Source organism: Phenylobacterium sp., from assembly GCF_037138395.1.
GTDB lineage: Bacteria > Pseudomonadota > Alphaproteobacteria > Caulobacterales > Caulobacteraceae > Phenylobacterium.
On the sequence record NZ_JBAXIM010000006.1, the window covers coordinates 16,551 to 31,186 of the forward strand.

The 14,636-nt window shown below is 69.9% G+C and carries 14 protein-coding genes and 1 pseudogene; 9 read left to right on the plus strand and 6 right to left on the minus strand.

Annotated elements, in window-relative coordinates; genetic code table 11:
• Positions 1–28 precede the first annotated feature (28 nt).
• A complete protein-coding gene (locus tag WCJ52_RS00900; RefSeq protein WP_336901403.1) occupies positions 29–601 on the minus strand; it encodes a helix-turn-helix domain-containing protein in 573 nt (190 codons plus the stop codon).
• A 164-nt stretch (positions 602–765) separates the two neighbouring features.
• On the opposite strand from WCJ52_RS00900, the gene WCJ52_RS00905 reads away from it, so the two are divergent.
• The 3 genes from WCJ52_RS00905 to WCJ52_RS00915 all read left to right on the plus strand — a co-directional run bounded on the left by WCJ52_RS00905 (position 766) and on the right by WCJ52_RS00915 (position 5,462).
• Positions 766–1,977 (plus strand): acyl-CoA dehydrogenase family protein, encoded by a 1,212-nt coding sequence (locus WCJ52_RS00905; protein ID WP_336901404.1) that lies wholly within the window; start codon positions 766–768, stop codon positions 1,975–1,977.
• Positions 1,978–2,110: 133 nt separating this feature from the next.
• A complete protein-coding gene (locus WCJ52_RS00910) occupies positions 2,111–3,883 on the plus strand; it encodes an AMP-binding protein (RefSeq protein ID WP_336901416.1) in 1,773 nt (590 codons plus the stop codon).
• Positions 3,884–3,920: 37 nt separating this feature from the next.
• On the plus strand, positions 3,921–5,462 hold the full coding sequence (locus WCJ52_RS00915) for an acetolactate synthase large subunit (RefSeq protein WP_336901405.1): 1,542 nt from the start codon (positions 3,921–3,923) through the stop codon (positions 5,460–5,462).
• Positions 5,463–5,540: 78 nt separating this feature from the next.
• Here WCJ52_RS00915 and WCJ52_RS00920 read toward each other — a convergent pair whose 3' ends face one another.
• Entirely contained in the window at positions 5,541–6,863 is a 1,323-nt protein-coding gene (locus WCJ52_RS00920; protein WP_336901406.1) for a hypothetical protein, read from the minus strand.
• 187 nt (positions 6,864–7,050) lie between these two features.
• Between WCJ52_RS00920 and WCJ52_RS00925 the strand changes: the two genes are divergently transcribed.
• From WCJ52_RS00925 to WCJ52_RS00935, 3 genes are read left to right on the plus strand one after another with little or no spacing between them, the layout of a single operon-like run.
• The gene (locus WCJ52_RS00925; RefSeq protein WP_336901407.1) at positions 7,051–8,115 is read left to right on the plus strand and encodes an MBL fold metallo-hydrolase; all 1,065 of its coding nucleotides are present in this window, start codon (positions 7,051–7,053) and stop codon (positions 8,113–8,115) included.
• Positions 8,105–8,590 carry a GNAT family N-acetyltransferase gene (locus WCJ52_RS00930; RefSeq protein ID WP_336901408.1) on the plus strand — a complete coding sequence of 162 codons (486 nt, stop codon included), beginning with the start codon at positions 8,105–8,107 and terminating at the stop codon, positions 8,588–8,590. Before WCJ52_RS00925 ends, WCJ52_RS00930 begins: the two co-directional genes overlap by 11 nt.
• Positions 8,587–9,216 carry a GNAT family protein gene (locus WCJ52_RS00935; protein WP_336901409.1) on the plus strand — a complete coding sequence of 210 codons (630 nt, stop codon included), beginning with the start codon at positions 8,587–8,589 and terminating at the stop codon, positions 9,214–9,216. Before WCJ52_RS00930 ends, WCJ52_RS00935 begins: the two co-directional genes overlap by 4 nt.
• Here the strand turns inward: WCJ52_RS00935 and WCJ52_RS00940 are convergent.
• The 4 genes from WCJ52_RS00940 to WCJ52_RS00955 form a co-directional block, all read right to left on the minus strand.
• A complete protein-coding gene (locus WCJ52_RS00940) occupies positions 9,153–9,722 on the minus strand; it encodes a methylated-DNA--[protein]-cysteine S-methyltransferase (RefSeq protein ID WP_336901410.1) in 570 nt (189 codons plus the stop codon). The two genes, WCJ52_RS00935 and WCJ52_RS00940, sit on opposite strands and share 64 nt — an antisense overlap.
• On the minus strand, positions 9,719–11,206 hold the full coding sequence (locus WCJ52_RS00945) for an AlkA N-terminal domain-containing protein (RefSeq protein ID WP_336901411.1): 1,488 nt from the start codon (positions 11,204–11,206) through the stop codon (positions 9,719–9,721). Before WCJ52_RS00945 ends, WCJ52_RS00940 begins: the two co-directional genes overlap by 4 nt.
• Positions 11,207–11,308: 102 nt before the next feature.
• Entirely contained in the window at positions 11,309–12,253 is a 945-nt protein-coding gene (locus tag WCJ52_RS00950) for an SDR family NAD(P)-dependent oxidoreductase (RefSeq protein ID WP_336901412.1), read from the minus strand.
• Between the two features lie 36 nt (positions 12,254–12,289).
• Positions 12,290–13,543, minus strand: coding sequence for an MFS transporter (locus WCJ52_RS00955; RefSeq protein ID WP_336901413.1), 1,254 nt, complete (start codon positions 13,541–13,543; stop codon positions 12,290–12,292).
• A gap of 70 nt (positions 13,544–13,613) precedes the next feature.
• Here WCJ52_RS00955 and WCJ52_RS00960 point away from each other — a divergent pair, with 70 nt between their 5' ends.
• From WCJ52_RS00960 to WCJ52_RS00970, 3 genes and pseudogenes are all read left to right on the plus strand, one after another.
• Positions 13,614–13,883 (plus strand): hypothetical protein, encoded by a 270-nt coding sequence (locus tag WCJ52_RS00960; protein WP_336901414.1) that lies wholly within the window; start codon positions 13,614–13,616, stop codon positions 13,881–13,883.
• A 77-nt stretch (positions 13,884–13,960) separates the two neighbouring features.
• The gene (locus WCJ52_RS00965) at positions 13,961–14,452 is read left to right on the plus strand and encodes an N-acetyltransferase (protein WP_336901415.1); all 492 of its coding nucleotides are present in this window, start codon (positions 13,961–13,963) and stop codon (positions 14,450–14,452) included.
• A gap of 63 nt (positions 14,453–14,515) precedes the next feature.
• Positions 14,516–14,636 (plus strand): annotated as a pseudogene (locus WCJ52_RS00970) (DUF1285 domain-containing protein); the annotation flags it as partial.

A 14,636-nucleotide genomic window follows, 5' to 3' on the forward strand; every position in this document is an offset into this window, starting at 1 on the left:
CGGTTGGCCAGCCTGTAAAGGGTGGACGTCACTTTCGGACGGTTGAGATAGCCAGGGCGACCAGGTCGCCGGGTTCGGTCCAGTCCCCGGGGCGCGGTCCGAGGTGGGACAAGACGATACCTTGCAGGGCGCAGAGCAGCAGGTCGGCACGCGCCCCGTCTTCCGTCCCGTCGAGCCCCTCCGTGAAATAGATGGCGAGTGGTGCCAGAGCGTCCCGGGGCCCGGTCCGCGGCGGTGCCGCGCCGTCGGGGAAGGCCACCCGGAACAGGGCCGGACGGTCCAGCCAGTGGGCGACCCACAGGCGGCAGAGGGTCTCCAGGGCCTGGGGCCGGAGCGGGGACATGCCGCCCAGGGCGTCCACCAGCGACTCGGCGGCCTCGCCCAGGATGTCGGCCTGGAGGGCCGCCAGCAGGTCGGCGCGGGTGCGGAACCGCTTTTCCACCGCCACCCGGGAGACCCCGGCGTCCCGGGCGAGCCGGAGGGTGGAGACGGCACCGAGACCCTCTTCCAGGGCGGTGCGGCAGGCAATGGATAGGAGGCGGCCAACGAAGCTGGTCTCGTCCTCATCGGTCAGCAGAGAGCGTCCTTGCGGCGGCGTCATGCGGTCCTCTCCATCGCCTTCAAAGCCTAGCCTAGTCTCCTGGGACGGGCCGGATCAATTTCCTGAGACGGCCTGACGCTGCGGCAGGTCTTGCCCCCTCTGGCTGGCAGGGTAAGCTTAGGCCCAATGCGCGCCGTATTCCCGGTGCCGACGGAGACAGGACCATGGCGGATTTCGGCGGCGACGTTGAACTCGAGGCCTTCCGGAAGGAAGCCCGCAGCTGGCTTGAGGCGAACTTTCCCGAGTCCCTGAAGGGGCAGGCCGGTGCGGCCCTCGCCTCGATGGAGGGCCCCGGGCCTGAAGGCGACATGAGGCTCTGGAAGGAGCGGATGGCCGACAAGCGCTGGGCCGCCCCGACCTGGCCGGCGGAATACGGCGGCGGCGGGCTCACCCCTCACCAGGGCCGCGTCCTGTCGCAGGAGATGGCCAGGATCGGTGCCTACAATCCGATGGTCTTCGGCATGGGGATCACCATGATCGGACCGACCATCCTGGACTACGGCACCGAAGAGCAGAAGAAGACCCACATCCCGCCCATCGTGCGCGGCGAGGTTCAATGGTGCGTGGGCTATTCCGAACCCAATGCCGGCTCGGACCTGGCCTCCCTGCAGACCCGCTGCGAGGACAAGGGCGACCACTGGTTGATCAACGGCCAGAAGATCTGGACCTCCGGCGCTCAGTACTCCGCCTGGTGCGGGGCCCTGGTCCGTACTGATCCCACCGCCAAGAAGCATGACGGCATCAGCTTCCTGCTGATCAACATGCGCCAACCCGCCATCGAGACCCGTCCGATCAAGCTGATCGCCGGCGCCTCGCCCTTCTGCGAGACCTTCTTCACCGACGCTGTCGCCCCCAAGGACGCCCTGCTGGGCAAGCTCAACGAAGGCTGGTCGGTGGGCAAGCGCCTGCTGCAGCACGAGCGCGCCAGCCAGACCGGCGTCTCCATGGGCGGCCGCGCCACCCCGCTTGAGGAGATCGCCCGCAAGTACGTGGGCGAGGATAGCCGGGGCCGGATCGCCGACGGCGACCTGCGCACCCGCATGATCCGCCACATCATGGACGCCCGGGTCCACAGCCTGACCCTGGCCCGCGCCGCGGCCGAGGCCAGGGGCGCTTCGGGTGCCACCAACGCCGCCTCCGTGCTCAAGAACTCGGCCACCAACGTGGCCCAGATCCGGCAGGAGATGGTGCTGGAGATCATGGGCCACCAGGGCCTGGGCTGGGATGGCGAGGCCTTCACAGGCCAGGAGATCGAGGCTGTACGCGGCTGGCTTTCGGGACGGGCCATGTCGATCTATGGCGGCTCCTCGGAGGTGCAGAACAACATCATCTCCAAGCGCATACTGGGCCTGCCCGATACCACCCAGTCTGCGTGATCCGGGGCCGCACGGGCCTGCTGGCTGCGTCTTGACGGTGAGCGGGGCGACCCTTCCCGGGCCCGCCCCTCTCCTGTCCTGAACGGGCGGCTTTCGCTTGCAGTCGGCGGCGGGGCCGTCCATCCAGAGCGCCATGGATATCGCCCAAGCCCCCATCCGTGATCCCCGCTACGCCCCCGCCCGGCTTGAGGTGGAGGTGCGGCCCGACGGGACCCGGATCCTGTTCAACCCCACCCCGCTTGACGGGGACTTCGGCACCGTTGCCGAGCCTCTGCTGCACTGGGCGGGGCGGGCACCTTCGCGGACCTGGCTGGCCGAGCGGTCCGCAGAGGGCTGGCGCGAGGTCAGCTACAGCGAGGCCGCCGGGCGCGTCGCCGTCCTGGCAGGCGGCCTGCGCGACCGGGGGATCGGGGGGGCCCGGCCCCTGCTGATCCTGGCCCGCAACGGGATCGACCACGCCCTCATCATGTACGCGGCCATGAGCCAGGGCATGCCCGTCGCTCCGGTCTCGCCCCAGTACGGGCTGCCCGGCGCCAATCTCTCCCGGCTGGCCCAGGCGGTGGAGACCCTCAACCCCTCAGCCATCTACACCGAGGACGCCGCCCTGTTCGGCGAGGCCCTGGCGGCACCCTTCCTGGCCGGCCTGCCGGTGATCGCCGGCCGCAACGCCCGGCCCGGGGACGTGTCCCTGGCGGAACTGGAGCGCGCCTCGGCCACAACGCCTTCGGCCCGGCCCGAGGACCACGCCAAATACCTCCTGACCTCCGGCTCGACCGGCCGTCCCAAGGCGGTGATCAACCTCCAGGCGCGGATGGCCGCCAACGCCGCCCAGGTGGCCGCCTGCTTTGCCGACCCGGACCCGCCGGTGGTGGTCAATGCCGCGCCCTGGAGCCACAGCCTGGGCGCCAACGCCATCCTGCACATGGTCCTGCACCGGGGCGGGACCCTCTACATCGACGCTGGCCAGCCCGTGGAGGGCCGGTTCGGCGACACGGTGCGAAACCTTCGCGAGGTGGCACCGACCTACCAAAACATGGTCCCGGCGGGCTGGATGATGTTCGCGGGTGAGCTCGAGGCCGATGCGGACCTGGCCCGCAACTTCTTCTCCCGGGTCCGCCTGATGCAGTACGGCGGCGCCAACCTGGGCCAGGAAATCTGTGACCGCATCCAGGCGGTTGCGGTGCGCACGGTGGGCGAGAGGATCAGCTTCTCCTCGGGCTACGGGGCCACCGAGACCGGCCCGACGGCCTCCAATGTCCACTGGCCCAACACCCGCATGGGGATGATGGGCCTGCCCCTGCCGGGCACGACGGTCAAGCTGGCGCCCATGGCTGGCAAGCTGGAGTTCCGGGTCAAGGGACCCCAGGTCACGTCCGGCTATCTGGGCCAGCCCGAGCTGTCGGCGGCCAGCTTCGACGAGGAGGGCTTCTACCGCCTGGGCGACGCCGCCCGGCTGGTGGACCCCGACGACATCCGGAAAGGCCTGGCCTTCGACGGGCGTCTTTCCGAGAACTTCAAGCTCACCAGCGGCACCTTCGTCAACGTGGGCGAGTTGCGCATCGCCGTGATCGGTGCCGTGGGCGACGCCGTTACCGACGCCATCGTCTGCGGCGAGGGTGAGGCCGGCGTGGGCCTGCTCTTCTATCCCCGGCCCGGCCACCCCCCAGAGGCGGTGGCAGAGGCCGTGCGTGCCGCCCTCAGCGCTCACAACGCCCGGGGTGGGGGCGGCGCCGGGCGGGTGGCCCGGGCCCTGGTCCTGCCGGACGGCCCCGACGCCAACGCTGGCGAGATCACCGACAAGGGCTACATCGCCCAGCCGGTGGCGCGGGCCTTGCGGGCGGCCTTCATCGGGCGGATGTTTGCGAAAGCGCCGGACCCCGGCGTCATGGTTTTCGAGACGGCCTGACCCGAAGGGCTGGCCCGGGCGGGGAGGCCCAGACCACATGAACGGCGCCGACGCCCTGATGCGCACCCTGGTGGAAAACGGCGTGACCGCCTGCTTCGCCAATCCCGGTACCAGCGAGATGCAGTTCGTCAGCGCCCTGGACGGACAGCCGGCCATGCGTCCGGTCCTGTGCCTGTTCGAAGGCGTGGCCACGGGAGCCGCCGACGGCTATGGCCGGATGACGGGGACCCCCGCCTGCACCCTGCTGCACCTGGGTCCCGGCTACGGCAATGGCCTGGCCAACCTGCATAACGCCCGCCGGGCCTACACGCCCCTCGTCAACGTGGTGGGCGACCACGCCACCTACCACCGCCAGTTCGACGCCCCATTGAACTCTGACATCCCGTCCATCGTTGCGGCCAATTCCCTCTGGGTGAAGTCGGCTGACAGCGCCGACACGGTGGCCGCCGTCACCGCAGAGGCCATCACCGCCAGCCACGGCCCGCCTGCCGGGCCGGTCAGCCTTATCCTGCCGGCGGACTCCGCCTGGACAGAGACAGACACCACCTTCGCCCCGGCCTCGCGACCCAGGCTGCGCGCGCCGGACGGGGAGGCCGTGGAGGCTGCCGCCCGGGCGATCCGCGCTGCCTCGGCGCCGGTCGTGCTGATCGGCGGCGGTGCCTGCCTGGCCGGTGGGCTGGTCCAGGCCGCCCGGCTGCAGGCGGCCGGCGTGCGGGTCCTGTCCGATACCTTCGTGGCCCGCCAGCCCCGGGGCGCGGGCGTCTTCGCCCCGGCCCGGATGCAGTACTTCGGCGAGGCCGCCCTGGAGGAGTTGGCCGGGACGGATCTGATGGTCTTTGCCGGCACCAACCAGCCTGTTGCCTTCTTTGCCTATCCCGGACGGCCAAGCCTGCTTGTGCCCGAGGGTTGCTCCACCCTCTCCCTCGCCGACCGGGCCACGGACGCTGCCGCAGCCCTGGAGGCCTTGGCGGACGCCCTCGGCGCCCCGGCCTCGGGTCCGTCCCAACCCCTGAAGCGTCCGGCCAGCCCGGCGTCCGGAGCCCTGACACCCCAGGCCTGCGGAGTGGCGGTGGCCCGCCACCTCCCGGAGGGCGCCATCCTGTGCGACGACTCGGTGACCTCAGGGGGCGGGGTCGCCGCGCCCTGCCTGACGACGGTTCCCCACGAGGTCCTGGCCCTGACCGGCGGCGCCATCGGCATTGGCGGGCCCCTGGCCATCGGAGCGGCGGTGGCCTGTCCGGACCGCAAGGTGGTGTCCCTGAACGGCGACGGTTCGGCCATGTACACGGTGCAGAGCCTGTGGACGATGGCCCGCGAGAAGCTGGACGTCACCGTGGTGGTCTTCGCCAACCACAGCTACCGCATCCTGAACATCGAGATGAACCGGACCGGCGCCGGCCAGCCGGGCCCCTCGGCGCGCAAGCTGCTGGACCTGGGCGATCCCAACATCGACTGGGTGTCCCTGGCCCGGGGCCTGGGGGTCGAGGCGGTGCGCTGCGAGACCGGCGAGGCCTTCGAGGCCGCCTTCGCCAGCGCCATGTCCCAGCGGGGCCCGCGCTTCATCGAGGCGGCCATCTGAGCTTCCGACCCCGGGGACAACGAAAATGGCCCGCGGGAGCGATCCCGCGGGCCCTCGTCGTTCGGGATTGAATCCGCCCTACTTGTTGCCAGGCAGGGAACAATCCCTGGAGAAGGCGCAGCCCACGGCGTTGATCGGTGTCAGGGGCTCGCTCTTGTACTCCAGGATGTAGCCCTTGAGGCCGTCGGCGCAGGCGGTCTCGAGGTAGGTTGTGCCCGCCGCAGTCTTGCCGAGAAGGCGCACCGCCGAGACGTCGCACTCCGTCTTGCCCATCTTCTTGAGGTCGCCCGTCACCGCCTTGAGGGAGGCTTCGGGCTTGGAGAAGGAGCAGCGGTATCCGACGACCGGTGCCCGGGCGCAGTCCACGACCTGGGTGGTCTCAGCCTTGGACGTGAAGACGCCGACGGCGCCGTCCGGACGGTTGGCGCAGGCCATCTCCACGACGTCCTTGCCGGGCGGCGAGGGGAAGGGCGCATACTTGGAGACCTGGCAGTCGAAGCCGGCCTTCTTCGACAGGGTGGAATAGAGGCCGGCCTGGGCAGTCTGGGCGTCCTTGGCGTCGGTCAGGGTGCAGCCGCCGAGCAGGGCCATGGCCTTCTCGCAGGACGTGGTCTGGGTGACCTGGCCCTTTTCGACCTTGTAGATGTAGCCCTTGCCGTCCTGGCAGGAGGTTTCGTAGTAGCTCGACCCGCCCTGGGACATGCCGATGTAGCGGCGATCCTTCACGGCGCAGCCGTTGTTGGCGGCGGCGGCGTAGCGGTCGACAACGGCCAATCGGTAGGCGGCGTCATGCAGGCTGCACTTGATGTTACCGTCGGTCACGTCGAAGGTCAGGCAGTCGTTGGCGACCGAGGAGCCATCGGGATTGGCCGGGGCATCAACCTGCAGGACATAGCCGGAGCCGCCCTGGCAGGAGACTTCAAGGAAGGTGTTTTTGGCCGTCTGGCCTATGCCCCGGGCCGCGTCCGGAGTGCAGGACACGCCCGCCTTGGTCAGGAGAGGCGCAAGGTCAGCAAGCGGATTGGCGTTGCCGGGCAGCTTGCAGGGCAGGGACGGCGGCTTGCCGTCCGGCTGGGTGGAATTGGCCTCGATGCAGCTGAAGGCGCTAGGCTTCACGCCCGGGGGGGCCTGAAGGACGAAGCCGACGCCGCGGTCGCAGTCGATCTCGTAGAAGTTGGTGTTGGCCTTGGTCTTGGGATCCGCCATCTTACCGACGAAGCGCGCATCGGTGACTTGGCAGGCGATGCCAGCCGCCTGGGCAATGGCGGGGGCCTCGGCCATCCCCGCGGTGCGCGCTGCCGCCAGGGCGGCTTCTTCCTTCTTGGAGGCTGAGACGGCGACCGCCGTTCCCAGCACGAGGGCCAGGCCCGCCGTGGCCAGGCCGAGTACAAGGCGTTTCATGGTGAGGCTCCCTCCGGGGATGTCTGTTACTTTGGCTCTTAATCCCATGGCGGCGCCGACGGCAAGTCGCCTTGGCGACGATTGCACGGCTTCGGCGACCTGTGAACGTTTCTCGACGCCTCTCCCGGGATTTGGATTTGATCCCCGCCCCCGGACAGCCGACACTGCACCGGTAAGGAGTCCCTGCATGCGCGATGGTTTCGAAGATCCGGTTCTGGAGGCCCACAAGGCCAAGATCAGCTATCCCTTCCCGGGTGGGCCGGACCAGGGAGAGGCGGTGGACGTCGCCCCCGGGGTGAAGTGGCTGCGCATGCCCCTGGGCGGCTCGCTGGCATGGATCAATGTCTGGGCGATCCGCGAAGCAGGCGGCTGGGCGATCGTCGATACCGGCCTCGGCGGACAGGCGACCCGGGAGTCCTGGCGCAAGGCCCTTGCGGGTCCCCTCGGTGGCTTGCCCGTCACACGTGTCTTTGTAACCCACATGCACCCCGACCACATCGGCATGTCCGGGTGGATGACCCGCAAGTTCGGCGTTCGCCTCTGGATCACCCGCCTGGAATTCCTGATGTGCCGGTCCCTGTCGGCCGACACTGGCCGCGAGGCCCCTGAGGACGCCTTGGTTTTCTATCGCGCCGCGGGCTGGGATGAGGAGGCGCTGGAGGACTACCGCGCCCGGTTCGGAGGCTTCGGCAAGAGTGTTCACGCCCTGCCGGACAGCTTCCAGCGCCTGTCCGACGGCGACGTGGTGCGAATCGGCGATTACGACTGGAAGGTGGTGGTGGGCTCGGGCCATTCCCCGGAGCACGCCTGCCTCTGGTGCCCCGACCTGAAGGTGATGATCAGCGGCGACCAGGTCCTGCCGAAGATCACCTCGAACGTCTCGGTCTTCCCGACGGAGCCCGCGGGTGATCCCCTGACAGACTGGCTGACCTCCCTGGCACGGATCCGAGGGGTCGTGCCGGACGATGTCCTGGTCCTGCCGGCCCACAACGAGCCCTTCCACGGCCTGCATGCGCGAATCGACCACCTGATCGGTGGTCACGAACGGAGTCTGATCCGGCTGCACAAGCTGCTGGAGGAGCCCAAGCGGGCCATCGACACCTTCCACATCCTTTTCCGCCGCACGATCGATCGTTGGACCCTGGGCATGGCCACCGGCGAGAGCCTGGCCCATCTCAACTGCCTGATGACCCGGGGCCTCGTCGTGCGCACCCAGGACGAGGCCGGGGTGGACTGGTACCGTGCCGTCTGAGGCGGTGCAGGTCCGGCCCGCCGGACCGGACGATCTGGCGATCATCCACCGGTTCATCCTGGACCTGGCCGACTACGAGCGGCTGGCGCATGAGGTGGACGCGACCCGCGAGGGCCTGGCCCGCGACCTCTTCGGGCCTTCGCCGCGGGTCTTTTGCGACATTGCAGAGATCGGTGCCGCTCCGGTCGGCTTCGCCCTCTGGTTCTATTCCTACTCCACCTTCCGGGGCCGCCATGGGATCTGGCTCGAGGATCTTTTCGTCCGGCCGGAGCATCGTGGCGTAGGCGCGGGCCTGGCCCTGCTCGGGACCCTGGCGCAGCGCTGCCGGGACGAGGGCCTCGCCCGGCTGGAATGGTCGGTGCTGGACTGGAACGCGCCCGCCATCGGCTTCTACGACCACCTTGGGGCCTTGGCGATGGACGACTGGACGACCCGGCGCCTGACCGGCGAGGCGCTGGAGGCCCTCGCGCAATGAGCGATCCGCCAATCACAGTGATCCGGGCATCCCCCGGGGAAGAGGCCGATATCCGCCGGCGCGTCCGTGAGGTGGACCCCACCAGTCTAGGCTCCGACCGGGTCATCGCCGTCCCCGGACATGCGGCCTCCCTGGCCCGGATGCTGGCCGATCCCCGGGTCTCGGACCCGATCTATGACCTGCCCCGGCCGATCACTGAGGAGACCGTCCGAGCCTGGATCGAGGCGACGGCGGTCCAGCAGGGGAGGGGAGAGGCAGTCCTGGTCCTGTCCCTGGACGAGGATGGCGAAGTCGCCGGCTATTCCCGCTTCAGCGTCTGGCCAGACAGGTCGTCCGCCGAGATCGCCGGGGCGACCCGGGCCGACCGCCAGAATCGCGGGCAGGGGACGACGGGCGCGGCCCGGTCCTTCGGATGGATGTTCGAGGTCCTGGGCGTGCGCCTGGTCGGCCTGACGGCGGCCCTGGACAATGTGCGCTCGGCCCGGGTGATCGAGGCCGCAGGCTTCCGCCCCATGGGCGAACGCGACAGCCGCCGCCCCGACGGTACCCTCCGGCGGTCGCTCTATTGGGAGATGACCGCCGAGGAATGGCGCCGGGTCCGCGACGCCGGGGACGCGCCTTCATGAGCCAGAAGCCAGGCCTTGCGCTCCAGCCCACCCGCATAGCCGGTCAGGGCGCCTGACTGGCCGATGACCCGATGGCAAGGGATGAGCAGGGACACGGGGTTCGATCCGTTCGCCAGGCCCACCGCCCGGACGGCCTGCGGCGAGGCCACCTGCAGGGCGATATCGAGATAGCTCCGGGTCACGCCGGGTGGAATGTCGCACAGGGCTGTCCAGACGTGCTCCTGGAAGCGTGTCCCCGCGGTGGCACAGTCGAGCCGGGCCAAGGCACCCGTATCGCCCTCAAAGTATCCCACCAGGGCCTGCGACACCCGAGCGGGCGCTGCACCGGCCTTTAGGAGGAGTCCGGGATACAGGCGCTCCATCCGGCGCCGGATCCGCGGGAGTCCAGAGCCGAAGTCGAGGCCCCGGATAATTCCAGCCTCGTCGAGGATCACCTCGATCCGGCCGAGGGGCGAAGGAAGGTCCGAGACTGTCAGCCGAAGGGGCGCAGGGGCGTCGATCTTCATTCCGGATGTCCTTTGCGGTGGGATGCGGCGTCAGCGTCCTTCGCCCAGAGGTGGGCGGCGGCATAGGCCCGCCAGGGACGCCAGGCCTCTGCCCGCGCCAGCAGGGCTTCGGGGGAGGGGCGGCGACCTTCCGGGTCCGCCGCCGCCCTCAGGAGGGCCAGATCCGAATGCGGAAAGGCGTCGGGCTCGCGCAGGGCGCGCATGGCGATGTACTGGGCGGTCCAGGCCCCGATACCCGGAAGGGCGGTGAGTCTGCGGACAGCGCTTTCGAGGTCCTGGCCGGGACCGAACAGCTGGCCGTCTTCCAGGGCCACTTGGGCGATGGCCGCCAGGGCCCGGCCGCGGGCCCGGGGCATGGGCAGGGACTCCGGGTCGATGCCGGCGAGGCGCTCCGGTCCCGGGAACAGCCGGTCCAGGCCGAACCGGCGTGCCGGCTCGAAGTCGAGGCGAACGCCGTGGCGCTCCGCGAGACGACCCGCCAGGCCCCGGGCGGCTGTGACCGACACCTGCTGGCCGAGAATGGCCCTGACCGCCAGCTCGAAGCCGTCCCAGGCGCCGGGCGCCCGAAGACCCGGCCGCTGGGCAAGGAGGGGCCCGAGATCCGGATCCTCGCCCAGATGCGCCAGAACCGGTTCAGGGTCCAGGGCGAGGTCGAACACCCGCCGTACCTGGGCCAGGACCCGGGGAAGGACGCGGAGATCAGGAAACCAGAGGCTGGCGGACAGGCTGTCGCCCCGACCTGGCTCGACCCGGACCACTCCGGCGAAGCCGCCGACCGCTAGGGTCCGCACATAGGCCTGGCCGTCGATGCTTTCGACACCTGCCACCTGCCGCTGGGCGAAGAAGTCTAGCATGCGGGGCCAGTCGTAGGGCGGTCGGTAGGTGAGCCTTAGGGTGACGCCGTCCTCCAGCCTCGCCTTGGCCCCGGACCGTTCGCGCAGGCTCGAGGGCGCACTGCCGCCGGCGGCCTGGAAAGCCTCGTTGAAGCGCCGGATGCTGCCGAAGCCGGAGGCCAGGGCCACCTCAGACATGGAGAGCCCGGTCTCAAGGATCAGGCGGCGGGCCATGAGCAGCCGCCGCGTCTGGGCCACCGAGACAGGCGAGGCCCCTAGGTGTTCCTGGAAGAGGCGCCTGAGATGCCGTTCTCCGACGCCCAGACGTCGGGTCAGGTCCTGGAGGTCGCCGGTGTCCAGGGCCCCGAGGTCGATCAGGGCCAGGGCCCGGGAGACCGTGTTGGCGGTCCCGTTCCAGGCGCCGAGTTCCGGGGCGGTCTCCGGGCGGCACCTCAGGCAGGGCCGGAAACCCGCATGCTGAGCTGCCGCTGCCGAGCTGAAGAACCGGACGTTCTCAGGCTTCGGCTTTCGGGCCGGACAGACCGGCCGACAGTAGATCCCGGTGGTGATGACGCCCCCGAACAGCCGTCCGTCGAGCCGCCCGTCCCGGGTGGCGAAGGCGCGAAAGCTGGCGGCGGTGTCTAGGTCCATGGCCTCAGGTTGGTCTCGTCCGAGGCGGATGTCTGGCGGTTTTCGGACGCCGATTCCGGATAGGCGTCCCGGCCAGGTCAGGACCGGGCCGGGACGCCAAACTCAGGACGCCGGCTTGGCGGCCGCAGGCTGCTGGGCGTTGTTGCTGCCGGGCATGGGGCCGCGGTTCAGGTCGAAGAACTTCGGTGCCATCTTCGGCACGGCCTCGTCCAGGATGGATTGGACGGTCCAGCCCTCTTCCTTGGTCACCGTCTCGACCGGACGGGGCTGGGAGTAGAGGATGATGTTCTCACCCGAGGCGCCGAAGATCTGGCCCGAGACGTGGGCGGCGGCCGGGGCCACCATGGCCACGGAGAAGCGGGCCGGCTGGTCGGCGCGGACCTTCTCGGCCATCACCGCCCGGCGGGCGGCGGCGGCTTCGTCCTTGACCGGCACGGACTGGGTCATGCGGGTCCAGGCCACAGGCGCCAGGCAGTTGGAGCGCACGTTGTTACGGGCCCCTTCCATGGCGATAATCCGCGACAGGCCAGCAATGCCCATCTTAGCCGCACCATAGTTGGCCTGGCCGACGTTGCCGAACAGGCCCGAGGTCGAGGTGAAGAACATGTAGGCGCCGTCGTTCTGCTCGCGGAACAGCTCGATGGTGGCCCGGGCGACGTTGAACGAGCCGCGCATGTGCACGTCGATCACCCGGTCCCAGTCGTCCTCGCTCATCTTGTGGAACATGACGTCGCGCAGGATGCCGGCCGGATTGATCACGGCGTGAAGGCCTCCGAAGCTATCCCGGGCCTGCTCGACCATGCCCTGTACGGACTTGTAGCTGGTCACGCTCTCGGAGTTGGAGACCGCCTCGCCGCCGGCCGCGCGGATTTCCCGGGCCACGGCCTCGGCAGGACCTGCGTCGCCCTCATCGCCGCCCTTCAGGCCGCCGCCAAGGTCGTTGACGACCACCTTGGCGCCCTCCTGGGCCGCAATTAGCGCGCAATCGCGCCCGATGCCGTTACCGCCTCCGGTGACCAGGACAACTTTCCCGTCAAGTGCGCCCATTAAAATATCTCCCGATGAAAATGATTAGGCCACCAGTTATTCGAGGCGGTTGGCCTTGCGCAAGTCAGGAAACAGCCGGGCCCAGAGGCCGGTGGCCAGGACGGCACCGACCCCGCCGGCGACCGCCGCCGTCACCGGCCCCAGGAACCGGGCGACAACGCCGCTCTCGAACTCGCCGAGTTCATTGGATGCGCCGATGAAGAGGCCTGAAACGGCCGCGACCCGGCCGCGCATGGCGTCGGGCGTGACGATCTGCACGAGGGTCTGGCGGACATAGACACTCAGCATGTCCGCGCCTCCCAGAACCGCCAGGGCCAGGACCGAGAGGGGCAGGGAGGTCGACAGGCCGAAGACGATGGTGGCCAGGCCAAAGACCGCCACCCCGGCGAACATGACCGGACCAGCGCGCCTGCGGATGGGATGCCGGGCGAGGATAACCGCCACCAGCGTGGCCCCGATGGCCGGCCCGGCCCTGAGCAGGCCGAAGCCCTCGGGCCCGACGTGCAGGACGTCCCGGGCGAACACCGGCAGGAGGGCTGTGGCCCCGCCCAGGAGCACGGCCACCAGGTCGAGGGAGATGGCCCCGAAGACGATCCTGTTGCTCCAGACATAGCCCAGGCCCTCCTTGATCAGGGCGAGGCGCGATCCGGGATTGACCTCGGGCTGGGTGTTTCCGCTCAGGCCCGACACGCAGGCCAGGGCGAAGAGGTAGAGGCCCGCTGCGGCGGCGTAGGAGAGGCCCGGGGAAATGGCGACCAGTATGCCCCCTATGGCTGGACCGAGGATGGAGGCGCTCTGCCAGGCGAGGGAGTTCAGGGCGATGGCGCGGGGCAGGAGGCTGCGGGGGACCAGCATGGGGCCCAGGGCCGTCCCGGCCGGGCCCATGAAGGCCCGGCTTGTCCCGAAGGCGACGGCGACGCCCAGGAGCAGGGGCAGGGTGGCGAAGCCGAACTGGGCGGCGGCGACAAGCACCAGGGCGGTCAGGATCTCGCCCATATAGCAGAACCGCAGGATGGTCTTCCGGTCATGCCGGTCTGCCGTTTCCCCCGCCGGCAGGGCGAGCAGGAAAACGGGGATGAAGGCCGCCAGGCCGATCATGCCCACGTAGAAGGCCGACCGGGCAACATCCATGGTTTCCCGCGCCACGGCGTAGACCTGCCAGCCAAGAGCGACGCTCTGAATCTGCACGCCAAGGGTCGAGGCGACGCGGGACAGCCAGAACCGGATGTAGTCCGGCCGCCCCATCAGGGCGCGGAGGGACAGGTCATCTTCTGCGGGAGACTCGCTCATGGTCGATGCACCTTGGCCTGAAGCCCGACGCACGGCAACGTGCCGACCCGCAGCCATCCTGGAGAGGTCCATGCCCGGTTGGGTCATCGCCGTCCTGACCGAACCCGCCGGTGAGCCCCGGAGGCTCTTCTTCGCCGTGGGGTTCGCCGACCAGGGACAGGCGGAGTGGAAGGCTGTGGACGCGGCGGGGGTCGAGGCCCCCGTGGCCCCCGGGCCCCGGTCAGGTATTGAACCGGTGCAGGCCCTGTCCCCCCTGACCGACGCCGCCATGCGCCGGAGGGGCCTGCTGCCGGGCGAGGTCCGCCCCCTGGGCGAGGCCTGGCCCCGGAACTGGCTCTGAACCTGCGGTTGACGCGGGGGACGGCGGGTCCTAAACGCCCGGCCCTCGCGCCGGGGACTGGCGCCGGGGGGAACGCCTTGCTCCAGGCCGCACAATCCGAAGTCAGCCTGCGTCCCGAGACGCCGGGCGACGCCGCAAGCATCGAGGGCCTGCTCGACCATGCCTTCGGGCCCGGCCGGTTCGTCAAGGTCTCTGAGCGCGTCCGCGAATTCGCCCGCTATCGCCCCGACCTTTCCTTCTGCGCAGTGTACGCCGGCCAGGTCGTCGGGGTTGTCCGACTCTGGGATATCCGGATCGGTACGACCCCGGCCCTCTTCCTGGGGCCGCTGGCGGTCCATTCTGGCCGCCGGCTGGATGGACTGGGCGGAAGGCTGGTCCAGCATGCCGGCGAGGCGGCGGATACCCATGGCGAGGGGCCGATCCTGCTGGTGGGGGATTCCCCCTATTTCGAGCGGTTGGGGTACTCGGCCGCCGCGACGCAGGGCGTACGCCTACCGGGCCCGGTGGATCCGCGCCGTGTCCTGGCGCGGGGCGCTTCCGGCCCGCTGGAAGGCCAGGTCCGGGCCTGACGCTCCGAAGTCCGCGGGCCACACAAGGTTGAGCCCGGCGGCGCTCGGGCCTACCTTCAGTGCATGTCCGAGACTCAGCCATCTTCCGGCCTGGAGGGGGTCGCCACCGCTGCGCGGCAGGCGCCCGGGCGGGGCCTGCCACCCGTGCACCTCTGGAACCCGGCCCATTGCGGCGAAATCGACA

What these genes read in the sequence shown, in the direction of transcription:
- WCJ52_RS00910 (WP_336901416.1), top strand. Translation starts at nt 2,111, where the DNA reads ATGGATATCGCCCAAGCCCCCATCCGTGATCCCCGCTACGCCCCCGCC.
- WCJ52_RS00935 (WP_336901409.1), top strand. Translation starts at nt 8,587, where the DNA reads ATGAGCGATCCGCCAATCACAGTGATCCGGGCATCCCCCGGGGAAGAG.
- WCJ52_RS00905 (WP_336901404.1), top strand. Translation starts at nt 766, where the DNA reads ATGGCGGATTTCGGCGGCGACGTTGAACTCGAGGCCTTCCGGAAGGAA.
- WCJ52_RS00925 (WP_336901407.1), top strand. Translation starts at nt 7,051, where the DNA reads ATGCGCGATGGTTTCGAAGATCCGGTTCTGGAGGCCCACAAGGCCAAG.
- WCJ52_RS00920 (WP_336901406.1), bottom strand. Translation starts at nt 6,863, where the DNA reads ATGAAACGCCTTGTACTCGGCCTGGCCACGGCGGGCCTGGCCCTCGTG.
- WCJ52_RS00955 (WP_336901413.1), bottom strand. Translation starts at nt 13,543, where the DNA reads ATGAGCGAGTCTCCCGCAGAAGATGACCTGTCCCTCCGCGCCCTGATG.
- WCJ52_RS00940 (WP_336901410.1), bottom strand. Translation starts at nt 9,722, where the DNA reads ATGAAGATCGACGCCCCTGCGCCCCTTCGGCTGACAGTCTCGGACCTT.
- WCJ52_RS00950 (WP_336901412.1), bottom strand. Translation starts at nt 12,253, where the DNA reads ATGGGCGCACTTGACGGGAAAGTTGTCCTGGTCACCGGAGGCGGTAAC.
- WCJ52_RS00945 (WP_336901411.1), bottom strand. Translation starts at nt 11,206, where the DNA reads ATGGACCTAGACACCGCCGCCAGCTTTCGCGCCTTCGCCACCCGGGAC.
- WCJ52_RS00900 (WP_336901403.1), bottom strand. Translation starts at nt 601, where the DNA reads ATGACGCCGCCGCAAGGACGCTCTCTGCTGACCGATGAGGACGAGACC.
- WCJ52_RS00960 (WP_336901414.1), top strand. Translation starts at nt 13,614, where the DNA reads ATGCCCGGTTGGGTCATCGCCGTCCTGACCGAACCCGCCGGTGAGCCC.
- WCJ52_RS00915 (WP_336901405.1), top strand. Translation starts at nt 3,921, where the DNA reads ATGAACGGCGCCGACGCCCTGATGCGCACCCTGGTGGAAAACGGCGTG.